Here is a 7446-nt window from a genome sequence, read left to right as displayed (position 1 = left end):
GCCCGCGCCCGCCGCGGTGCGCCGCACGGCGACGGCGGCCAGCGCAGCGGCCAGAGTCAGGGTCAAGGTCAGGGCGGAGGCGGCGGCCGGGGCCGCGGCTCGGGCCGCAGCGGCGGTCAGGGCCAGGGTCAGGGCCGCGGTTCGGCGGGCCGGGGCTCGGCCGCATAGCCGAGGCCGTACGGGTGACCGTGCGGTCGGCGGTGTGGCCGGGGCTGGGCGGGGTCCGTGGTCCCCACCGCACGGCCACCGCGTCGGCGCCGGGCACGTCACCGTGGTGAAGAGCCCGGGCCCCCAAGGCCCGGGCTCTTTCGCGTACCGATGTGGGTCCTCGGGCCCCGGGCCGGGGTGCTGCTGTCCGGTGGCCGCTCGGCTACGGGCCGGGGGCCGGCGGGCCCGAAGCCGAGCGGCTGGCGCCAGCCTGGCCCCTGCTCTCCGTACGGGCCAACGGCGGTTGACCGGTCCCGCGTTGGGTCAGCCGGCGACTGTGCCGAGCCGGGCGTAGAAGCGGCGGACGCGGTCCGCGGAGGCCGGCGGCGTGGTCGCCATCAGGTCGGCGAGCGTCTGCGCCGCGAGCTCGCGCCGCCAGGCGAGTTCGGCCTTGCGCATGGCGGCGGCGATGCCGCAGGGTTGCGCGAACTCCGGGGCGTCCGTGCCGAACCCGGCGCCCTGTTGGCGGATTTCCGTGCACCGAAAGGCGTCGTCCGGCCCCTCGATGGCCGCCACCACGTCCATCAGCGTGATCTGCTCGGGCGGCCGGCCGAGCCGGAAGCCGCCCCGGGCGCCGGGCGACGAGCTGAGCACGCCGGCCCGTACCAGGGCCTGGAGACGCTTGTTCAGATACGGCTGCGGCAGGTCGAAGACCGCCGCGAGCTTCGCGGTGGGCACCGGCTCGGCGTCCCCGAGCCACGCCAGGGCCAGACAACAGTGCAGCCCCCACTCCACGCCCTTGGCCAGTTGCATGATCGAGAGATTACACGTCGAGTTTCAGCCGCCTGCCGGGTTGGGGCGGGCGGCGTACGGGGCTCGGGCCGGGGCCGGTTCAGCCACTGTTGCCCGGGTTGCGGGCGCCCGGGGTGTGGCCCAGGGTGCGGCGGAAGACGTCGATGAACGCACTGGCCGACGCCCAACCGCAGCGGTGCGCCACCGCGGTGACCGGCATCCCCTCCGCGAGCAGCAACAGCGCGCGGTGCAGGCGCAGTTGGGTGCGCCACTGCGGGAACGTCATGCCGAGTTCCGCCCGGAACAGCCGGGCGAGGGTGCGCTCGCTCGCCCCCACTGCGGTGCCGAGCGCGGCCAACGTACGCCGGTCGGTGGGGTCTTCGAAGAGCAGGGCGCACACCGCGGCCAGCCGCGGATCGCGCGCCGTCGGCAGGTGGATCGGTCGCTGGGGCGAGTGCCGCAGTCGGTCGAGCAGCACCCGCAGCAGCCGCCGCCGCTCCGGGCTGGCGTCGGTCGGGTCGCGGGTGTACTCCAGGATCAGCTCGCGCAGCAGCGGTCCGACGGTCAGCACCGCCGGCCGGTCGAGCCCCAGCGGGTTCACCGTGGCCGGCAGCCCCACCGTGTGCAGGTCGGTCTCGCCCCAGGCCCGGGGCTCGTGCACGGTGCCGGCCGGAATCCACAGCGCACTGGTGGCCGGCGCGATCCAACTGCCCGCGTCCGTGGTCACCGACAGCACGCCGCGCCCGGCGTAGACGATCTGGTGGTCGTCGTGGTGGTGCGCCCCGACGCCGAAACCGGGTGGCAGCCGGCGGACCGCGGTGGAGGCGCGCGGAGTGTGGCGGATGTACGACATCGGTTGGCAATTTATCGGAAGCAGGCCAGCAGCCGCCTGCTCAATGATCGATGCATGACACGTTTCCGGCGCATCGGTCGCCGACCATCGGCCATCGGCCTGCTCGCCACGGCACATGCCTGCAACGACGTCTACCAGGGCGCGGTCCTGGCCCTGGTGCCGTTCCTGGTGGCCGAACGCGACTACAGCTACGTGGAGGTGTCGGGCATCGTGCTCGCCGCCACCCTGCTCTCCTCGGTGGTGCAACCCGCCTTCGGCGCCCTCACCGACCGCCGGCCCATGCCCTGGCTGATCTCCGGCGGCATCGCCGCGGCCGGGCTCGGCATCGCGCTGGCCGGACTCGCCCAGGGGTACGCGCTGACCTGGTGCGCGGTGGCGCTCTCCGGGCTCGGCGTCGCCGCGTACCACCCCGAGGCCGCGCGGGTGGCGCGGATCGCCACCGGCGGCAACCACATGGGCATGAGCTGGTTCTCGCTCGGCGGCAACATCGGCTGGGCGCTCGCACCCGTCATGGTCACCCCGGTGCTCGCGGTCGGCGGCCTGTCCGCGACCCCGCTGCTGATCGTGCCCGCCGCCCTCGGCGTGGCCCTGGTGCTGTGGTCGGGGGCCGCGCTCCCCGCCGCCGCGACCGGCGCCCACGGTGGCAAGGAGCGGATCGGCCCGGACGACTGGCCGCAGTTCCTACGGCTCTCCTCGATCGTCATCTGCCGCTCCATCGCCTACGTCGGGCTCAGCGCGTTCCTCTCGCTGTACGTGCGCGAGTACCTGGGCGCCGGGGACACGGCCGGCGCCGCGGCGCTGTTCCTGCTCTTCGCCGGCGGTGCCGTGGGCACCCTGCTCGGCGGCCGGCTGGCCGCGCGCTGGGGCCGGGTGCGGGCGCTGCGGGTGGCGTACGCGGTGGCCGTGCCGTCCGTCGCGGGCATCCCGCTGGCGCCGGGGCCGCTGGTGTACCTCTTCGTCGCGGCCACCTCCGTCGCCCTGTACGTCCCCTTCTCGCTGCACGTCACCCTGGGGCAGGACTACCTGCCGAACCGGGTCGGCACCGCGAGCGGCGTCACCCTCGGCCTCGCCGTGAGCATCGGCGGCATCGCCAGCCCGCTGGTCGGCGCGCTCGCCGAGGCGACCTCGCTGCGGTGGGCGCTCGCCACGCTGGTGACGATGCCGCTCGCCTGCTGGGCGCTGTCGTACACGCTGGCCGAACCGGCCGCACCGAAGACGCCGAAGCGCGGCGCCGTCGGGCCGGCCGCCCCGCAGCCACGGACCGCCGGGCGGACCGCCGAGTGAGACGGCGTCTCCCGCGATGCCTGGCGGGTGCCCCCAAGACCCGCGGCCCGGGCCGCGGGTCGGCCCCCCGTGCGGCTGCGCGCACCCGGCCGGCCACGGCCCCACTGGCGGGCTATTACCTGGTGCTATCGACAAGTGACATGCTCCACGGGTGCGGGAATCTCCCCGAGACTCAGCTCGACAACTGAGCTGAATCCGGAGCGCCTTCACCGCTATCCGAGCGGTCGGTGGGTGTTCCGGGTCGGGAATGGAGTACCCCCCATGAAGCGCTCCAAGATATTTCTGACGGCTTCGCTCGGCCTCGGTCTGGCCGCCTCGGTCGTGTCCCTGCCGTCCGCCTCCGCCACGTCGACCAAGGCCGCGGACACCCAGGTCAGCACGGCCACCAGCATCGCCGCCTACGAGGCGTCGGGCGAGAACCAGGCCGCGACCAAGGCCTTCTTCGAGGCCGTGATGAAGTCGGCCAAGGCCAAGCAGGCCAAGACCGGCTCGCTGGCCGTCACCGTGACGTACAGCGCGAGACGAGCCCCCACCTTCGCCTCCCAGATCGCCCGCAGCACCCAGATCTGGAACAGCGCGGTGCGCAACGTGCAGTTGCGCGAGGGCTCGGGAAGCTACGACTTCGAATACCGCGAGGGCAATGACTCGCGCGGCTCGTACGCCAGCACCAACGGCCACGGCCGCGGCTACATCTTCCTCGACTACCGGCAGAACCAGCAGTACGACTCGGTGCGGGTCACCGCGCACGAGACCGGTCACGTGCTCGGCCTCCCGGACCGCTACTCGGGTCCGTGCAGCGAGCTGATGTCCGGTGGCGGCCCCGGCCCGTCCTGCACCAACCCCTACCCGAACGCGCAGGAGTCCTCCCGCGTGAACCAGCTCTGGGCGAACGGTCTCACGGCGTTCGGCAAGGGCTCGTTCCTGAAGGACGCCCGCTGATCGGCCAGTTCGGCGATGGGTGAGTGATCCGCGCAGGTGATGCGCGGGTGATGCGTGTGATGCGGCGGCGGCCCGGCTCAGGACAAGGAGCCGGGCCGCCCTCGCGTCCGCTGGCAGCGGCGCCGCGCGCCAGGTCGCCGGGCGACCGTGGCGCGGCGGCGCACCGGCAGCGCGGCCACCGGCCGCTAGTCGTGCTCGGGATAGCCGAGCAGTCGCAGTGCATTGGCGACGACCAGCAGCGTGGACCCCTCGTGGACCAGCACCGCAGGCCCGATGCCGAGACCGAGCACGGTGGCCGGCACCAGCACCGCGACGATGCCCAGACTCAGCAACAGGTTCTGCTTGATCACCCTGCTGGTACGCCGGCTCAACCCGGTGACCAGCGGCAACTTGTCGAGACCCGGGGACATCAGGGCGATGTCGGCGCTCTCCAGGGCCACCGCCGAACCGGCCGCGCCCATTGCGATGCCCACCGTGGCACGCGCCATCGCCGGTGCGTCGTTGACGCCGTCGCCGACCACGGCGGTCCGGTGCCCGGCGGCGTGCAGCCGCTCGACGGCGGCCACCTTGTCGGCGGGCAGCAGGGACCCCCACGCCTGGTCCAGGCCCACCGCGTCGGCCACCGCGTCGGCGGCCCGCTGGTTGTCGCCCGAGACCATGACGGCCCGCCGCACGCCCAGTGCCCGCAGCCGGGCCACCACCGCCGCCGCCTCCGGGCGCGGGGTGTCGAGCACGCCGAGCACGCCGAGGTAGCGCTCGCCCAGTCGGACGACCATCGTGGTGCGCCCCGCCCGCTCCCACTGCTCCGCGAGGTCCCGCAGCGCGACGGGCAGCGGCGCGCCGCCAGCCGTCAACTGCCCTGACTGTGCCGGGTGTTCCGGGTCGGGGAAGAAGGCCGTACTGCCGATCGCCGCGGGCACGCCACCGACGCTGGCCCGTACGCCGCGGCCGACCGTGGTGTGCAGGTCGTCCGCGACCGGCGCGGCGGCCCCGCCCAGCCGGGCGGTCAGGTCGCGCACCACCGCCTGGGCCAGCGGATGGTCGCTGAGCCGCTCCACGGCCAGCGCCGTACCGAGCAGTTCGTCCTCGGTCACGCCCGGGGCCGGGGCCACGTCCGTCAGGCGGGGCCGGCCGTCGGTGAGCGTGCCCGTCTTGTCGAACGCCACCGCCGTCACCCGGCCCACCCGCTCCAACGGGCCGCCGCCCTTGATCAGCACTCCGCTGCGGGCCGCCCGCGCCACCGCGCTCAGCACGGCGGCGGGCGTGGCGATGGCCAGGGCGCAGGGGCTGGCCGCGACGAGGACGGCCATCGCCCGGTACAGCGAGGCGGAGAAGGCTTCGTCCACCACCAGGAAGGCGCCGAGCAGCAGGCCGACGGTGCCGATGACGGCGGGTACGAAGATGCGCTGGAGGCGGGCCGTGAACGCCTGGGCCGGCGACTGGCGGGTCTCCGCGTCCCGCACCAGGGCCACCACGCGGGCCAGCGTGTTGTCGGCGGCCCGGCTGGTGACGGTCACCTCCAGGGCGCCCGCGCCGTTGACGGTGCCGGCGAAGACCCGGCTCTCGGGCGGCACGGCCCCCGGGGCCCGCAGCGCGCCCGCCGGGTCGGCCACCGGCACCTTGTCCGCGGGCAGGCTCTCGCCGGTGACCGCCGCCTGGTCGACGGCGCCGGACCCGCCGCGTACGAATCCGTCGGCCGCGACCCGGGTGTGCGGCCTGATCACCACCGTGTCGCCGGGCACCAGTTGCTCCACCGGCACCTCGGTGGTGTGCGCGCCCACGCGGAGCAGCGCGGTCCGCGGCGTGAGGTCGGCCAGCGCCTCGATGGAGCGTCTGGCCCGCCCCATCGCGTACTCCTCCAGCGCGTGCCCGAGGCTGAAGAGGAACAGCAGCACCGCGCCCTCGGCCCACTTGCCGATCGCCGCCGCGCCCACGGCGGCGGCCAGCATGAGGAAGTCGACCTCGAACCGCCCGGCCCGGATGGTGGCGATCGCCTCGCGCACCGTGAAGAACCCGCCGAAGGCGTAGGCGGCGAGGTAGCACACGAGCGGGGCGACGTCGGGCGCGCCGGTCGCGTGGTCGAGCAGCAGCCCGGCCGCGTAGCCGAGCCCGGCCAACAACGCGAAGACCAACTCGGCCCGCTCGCCGAACGGCCCGTGGTCGTGGCCGTGACCTTGGCCGTGGCTGTGCCCGTGCCCGTGGCTGTGCCCGTCGTCGTGCCCGGCCGGGTGGCGGTGGTCGTGGGCGGGCGGCTGGTCGTGCTCGCCTGGTGGGGCGTCGGCGGGGGCGGTGCCGACTTCCGGGGCGCCGGCCGGTGCCGGCAGCAGCGTCGGTACGGGTACGGGTGGAGGTGCTGGTGTGGGCGCGAGGGCGGGCGTGGGGTGGGGGACGGGGCGGTGGATGGGCGTCGGGTGTTGGTCTTCGCCGTGGGCCCTTCCGGTGCGGGCGCCGACGGCGAGCGCTTCCCTGCGCACCTGCTCGGCGCCGCAGGCCGCCGCGTCGAAGTGCACGCAGACGGCGCCGCCGGCGCCCGTGCCGTCCGGTGTCCGGTGCACGGAGCCGATGGCCTTGCGCCGCCCGAGTGAGATGACGACGCGTTCGACGCACGGCTCACAGCGTGCGTGCGGCCCGGGGAGTACATCGGTGATGTCGAGGCGCAACGCGTCGGCGCCGGCGCAATCTTCCCGCGAGATCATGAGCTCAAAATATCATGACTTCGTGATGTGTTAGTGGGGATTCGGCCAGCTCCGGCCCCGGGCCAGTCACATGATTACCGGTACCATTTGCGTTATGGGAGCAGGGAAAGCGGGCGAATTGATCTCTCGGGAGCGGGCGTTTGCCGTGGCCGAGGTCATGCAGGCACTCGCCTCGCCCGCACGCGTACAGATCCTGGACCGGCTGCTGCGATCGCCCTGCCCGGTCGGTGAGCTCGCCGCCGAGGTGGGCATGGAGCAGAACACGGTCTCCAACCACCTGCGGATGCTGCGTCACCTCGGCCTGGTGGCCGGGCACCGGGACGGCCGCCGGGTGCTCTACTCGCTCCACGACGACCACGTGGCCACCCTCATCGAGCAGGCCCTCAGCCACGTCGACCACCACCGCCCGAGCGGCGCCGGCGGCACCGTCACCCGCCGCGCCGGCTAGCGACCCGGCCCTTCCCCTCCCCACCTCGCCCCACCGTCTCGCCGCCGCTGGGCTTTCCCTGCTCTTCCGTCGGCCCGACGCGTACTCGCTCGGGGCGCGCCCCCGCCTCCGACGCCCGCTCCGCGCGCCCGTGCGCCCTGCCGCGGGTGACCACGGCCGTGTCGTGCGCAACGGCCGGCGCCTTCGGCGCACTCGGCGCCCCGCGCAGCAATCAGCGCGATGACCAGCTCCGCCGCGGCCGTGCGGGCACACCCGGCAGCGCCGTTACCGCGCGAGCCCGAATTCGG

At 74.4% G+C, this 7446-nt stretch carries 6 protein-coding genes; 3 read left to right on the top strand and 3 right to left on the bottom strand.

The genetic code is table 11. The annotated features are described in order from the left end of the window. Positions 1–471 precede the first annotated feature (471 nt). Together ACMA1D_RS28500 and ACMA1D_RS28495 are read right to left on the bottom strand one after the other, a co-directional pair. Positions 472–960 (bottom strand): RrF2 family transcriptional regulator, encoded by a 489-nt coding sequence (locus ACMA1D_RS28500; protein ID WP_414726865.1) that lies wholly within the window; start codon positions 958–960, stop codon positions 472–474. A 79-nt stretch (positions 961–1039) separates the two neighbouring features. Beyond that, entirely contained in the window at positions 1040–1792 is a 753-nt protein-coding gene (locus ACMA1D_RS28495; protein ID WP_414726864.1) for an AraC family transcriptional regulator, read from the bottom strand. Here ACMA1D_RS28495 and ACMA1D_RS28490 point away from each other — a divergent pair. Both ACMA1D_RS28490 and snpA read left to right on the top strand, forming a co-directional pair. Continuing rightward, the gene (locus tag ACMA1D_RS28490) at positions 1700–3076 is read left to right on the top strand and encodes an MFS transporter (protein ID WP_414726863.1); all 1377 of its coding nucleotides are present in this window, start codon (positions 1700–1702) and stop codon (positions 3074–3076) included. The two genes, ACMA1D_RS28495 and ACMA1D_RS28490, sit on opposite strands and share 93 nt — an antisense overlap. A 261-nt stretch (positions 3077–3337) precedes the next feature. Further along, positions 3338–4015 (top strand): snapalysin, encoded by a 678-nt coding sequence (gene snpA, locus ACMA1D_RS28485; protein WP_414726862.1) that lies wholly within the window; start codon positions 3338–3340, stop codon positions 4013–4015. 185 nt (positions 4016–4200) lie between these two features. On the opposite strand, the gene ACMA1D_RS28480 is transcribed toward snpA, so the two are convergent. After that, a complete protein-coding gene (locus ACMA1D_RS28480; RefSeq protein WP_414726861.1) occupies positions 4201–6711 on the bottom strand; it encodes a heavy metal translocating P-type ATPase in 2511 nt (836 codons plus the stop codon). Positions 6712–6805: 94 nt separating this feature from the next. Here ACMA1D_RS28480 and ACMA1D_RS28475 point away from each other — a divergent pair, with 94 nt between their 5' ends. Continuing rightward, positions 6806–7159, top strand: a complete 354-nt coding sequence (locus ACMA1D_RS28475) for an ArsR/SmtB family transcription factor (protein WP_414726860.1) — start codon at positions 6806–6808, stop codon at positions 7157–7159. The last annotated feature ends 287 nt before the right edge of the window (positions 7160–7446 follow it).

Source organism: Streptomyces sp. 796.1, from assembly GCF_047525675.1.
GTDB lineage: Bacteria > Actinomycetota > Actinomycetes > Streptomycetales > Streptomycetaceae > Streptomyces.
The sequence above is the reverse complement of the archived record's forward strand: the minus strand, read 5'-3'. Positions and strand labels throughout refer to the sequence as shown.

Excerpts from the sequence above, each read along its gene's own strand:
- ACMA1D_RS28495 (WP_414726864.1), bottom strand. The coding sequence starts at position 1,792 with ATGTCGTACATCCGCCACACTCCGCGCGCCTCCACCGCGGTCCGCCGG.
- ACMA1D_RS28475 (WP_414726860.1), top strand. The coding sequence starts at position 6,806 with ATGGGAGCAGGGAAAGCGGGCGAATTGATCTCTCGGGAGCGGGCGTTT.
- snpA (WP_414726862.1), top strand. The coding sequence starts at position 3,338 with ATGAAGCGCTCCAAGATATTTCTGACGGCTTCGCTCGGCCTCGGTCTG.
- ACMA1D_RS28480 (WP_414726861.1), bottom strand. The coding sequence starts at position 6,711 with ATGATCTCGCGGGAAGATTGCGCCGGCGCCGACGCGTTGCGCCTCGAC.
- ACMA1D_RS28500 (WP_414726865.1), bottom strand. The coding sequence starts at position 960 with ATGCAACTGGCCAAGGGCGTGGAGTGGGGGCTGCACTGTTGTCTGGCC.